This is a genomic window from Polycladidibacter stylochi, assembly GCF_001562055.1.
Taxonomy (GTDB): Bacteria; Pseudomonadota; Alphaproteobacteria; order Rhizobiales; family Stappiaceae; genus Pseudovibrio; species Pseudovibrio stylochi.
The window spans coordinates 1-2,683 of record NZ_LLWE01000036.1; the positions used below are offsets into that span (position 1 = coordinate 1).

Sequence of the window (2,683 nt, forward strand, 5' to 3'; positions counted from 1 at the left end):
AGCTTATGGAACGACTACACAGCCGAATTGCGTGCATGAAAAGGGCGATAACGCGGTTTTGCATTTACTTCGAAATAACCTGACAGTGACCTTTGAAGGTCTCCAGGAGCGTTCTCTTTGGAAGACATTGCAAGTTCATAAAAATCACGTAATGGTAGTGCACTGTATTTTTTTATCGCCTTACCAGCAGTAAAAGCCTTCTCTACAGTGTAGTCTGCGGGAGCCACATATGGTAATCCTGTGCGTTGGTTTATAACGTGATTACCACTATGATCTAAAAGGTATTTTGCTGGTGTTGCATTTCCTTTTTTATCGAATACGGGAAAAAAATAGCCTCGACCTGTCATTGGCACTGCCCTCCGATTATAACATATTTATTGTAGGTGACGACTAATCTAGTTGGGCACAGTTTGTCATTTAAGTATTCTTTTTCGTCATCATATATCATTCCGTCATATCTATTAGTTTTTATGAGATGATACCAATACTCTGAAAATACATATCCGCCACCACCCCATGTAATTACAGTGTTTTCAGGCAAACTATTAAGCATTTCATCATTTAATACTATTCTTAACTTGTTCAATATTACATATTTTGGTGAAACCATAAAAAATATAATTAAAATGTAAGATATGTATAAAAATACCGTTACTCGTATATTAAACAAATACCATAGAGCACAAACTGTAATATATTATTATATCTATTAGTAAATCGCTATGATGAAACCAATCATGCCAATAAAGGGAAGAATAACTTGAGAAATTCATATCTATAAAAAGAATAGAACAAAAAAATATTTTATATGCGATTTTCATGATAATATAACTACTTTAGAATAAGTGAGCGTCATATATTGTACTCTAACCATTTATTGTAGTGTTTGGCGGTAAAAGCCTGCCACGATATGTCATTACGTTATCTAATTAAAAACGGCACTTCCCCAAAATTCTTATAGGACTGTTATTGCTACAGTTGTAGTGCGTTAAGTAAACACTTATTCAATGAAATCCAAAGTATTTTTATAACCCATCAGATAATGTCAAGTATTAATAATATTTAATTACTGTATATATTGTAGCCAATATTCATTGGCGCATTAGATATCACTTTTTTATCAGAAAAAAGAATATTGTTTTAAAAAGGGATGGGTTTTTTGTCTGTAAAAAAGCAGCGGCTAAAGCCTTGTTTTTTCATGGCTCTCGGCAGCGGTTTTTTGTGTTGTAAAAATAATCATCTTTGATGTAGACTTTTTTACAAAAAATCGAGATCAATATGAAAATCGGATATGCGAGAGTTTCAACCCTAGAGCAAAATTTGCGCCTCCAAATTGACGCTTTGAAAAAAGCCGGTTGCGATAAAATATACGCCGATACCGGCGTGAAAGGCAATGCCGTTATCAAGCCGCAGCTAGAAGAGCTGCTCAATTACGCAAGAGAAGGCGATACGCTGGTTATCTGGAAGCTGGACCGCTTGTCGCGCTCACTTCCCGACTTGATTGCTTGTGTGCGTGGGATCGAAAAACGCGGCCTTGAATTTCAATCTCTCACCGAGAAGCTTGAAACCGGCTCACCAGCCGGACGGCTGTTCTTTCATGTAATGGGATCACTGGCAGAATTTGAGCGCGATATCATCGAGCAGCGCACCCGCGAGGGGATGCAGGCCGCAAAAGCTGCTGGTGTGAAAATGGGGAGACCCAACAAGCTCAAGGACGAGCAGTGGCAGAACATCCTTGAAATGAAAAGCAAGGGTGTTCCCATTGCCAAGATAGCCAGTGTATCCGGCATGACCAGGCAAGCAATTTACTATCGCTTGCGCCAGTTGCAAGACGCGGAAAGCAATGCAATTGAGGTGGAAGATCATGCCAAATCAGACAATCAAATTGACCTAGAGGAATACCTTGGATCGACAAACCAATGTTAAATATTCCTCAATGAATGCATTCAGATGAATTGGTTCAATTAATTTTCTTTTCTTCTTGCCGTCTTCTCATTCTGTGACCTTTCACAGAATTTAGTGGAATTGCCATTTGAGTAAAGAGTGCTTTAACGCCTTAAAACAAGGCATTCTTTATATGATAATCAAGAAAAACAAAGACATTTAACCGGCCTGAGTTGGCCTGAGTTGGCCTAAGATGTCCATATAATTTTGAAATAAAAATTACAGCTAAAGTCATAAAAAAAGAAGTACAGGATGGTTAATGTGATTTACTTCACATTAAAGGAAAGCCTTATTCGCACTGTCGCGCTCAACGTAATACTACGTAATGACTGATGTAGATGGACCACAACAAACCATTGTGATGATACATCAGCCGTGGACCCCAACGTCCACGATATCCCACATCAATATATTGGACTGGCCGGGGAAAAGTGGAGGGACTTCTGATAAGTTAAGATCAGGAGGACTTCATGGGGCGACCAAATTATACAAAAAGAGTTTAAACGCGAGGCTGTACGGCTGGTATAGGTGAGTGGCAGAACAATTCCTGAAATTGCCGCTGATTTGAGAGTGGGACGTTCTACTCTGAACCGTGGATCAGAGAATTTCGGTATCAGGATTTGCTGGCCGGGCCACACGAGGATACAGGCAATGAGCTGGCCCGTTTGCACAAGAAAATTAAACTTCTTCGAGAGGAAAGGGATCTTTTAAAGTGTAGCTGGCAAAACAAACAGTAGAG

The 2,683-nt window shown here is 39.2% G+C and carries 2 protein-coding genes; one reads left to right on the forward strand and one right to left on the reverse strand.

Features of this window, described 5'->3' with window-relative positions; translation table 11 throughout:
* Window positions 1-14 precede the first annotated feature (14 nt).
* Window positions 15-347 carry a hypothetical protein gene (locus AYK67_RS14610; RefSeq protein ID WP_068088426.1) on the reverse strand — a complete coding sequence of 111 codons (333 nt, stop codon included), beginning with the start codon at window positions 345-347 and terminating at the stop codon, window positions 15-17.
* 931 nt (window positions 348-1,278) lie between these two features.
* On the opposite strand from AYK67_RS14610, the gene AYK67_RS14620 reads away from it, so the two are divergent.
* Entirely contained in the window at window positions 1,279-1,926 is a 648-nt protein-coding gene (locus AYK67_RS14620) for a recombinase family protein (RefSeq protein WP_082735849.1), read from the forward strand.
* The last annotated feature ends 757 nt before the right edge of the window (window positions 1,927-2,683 follow it).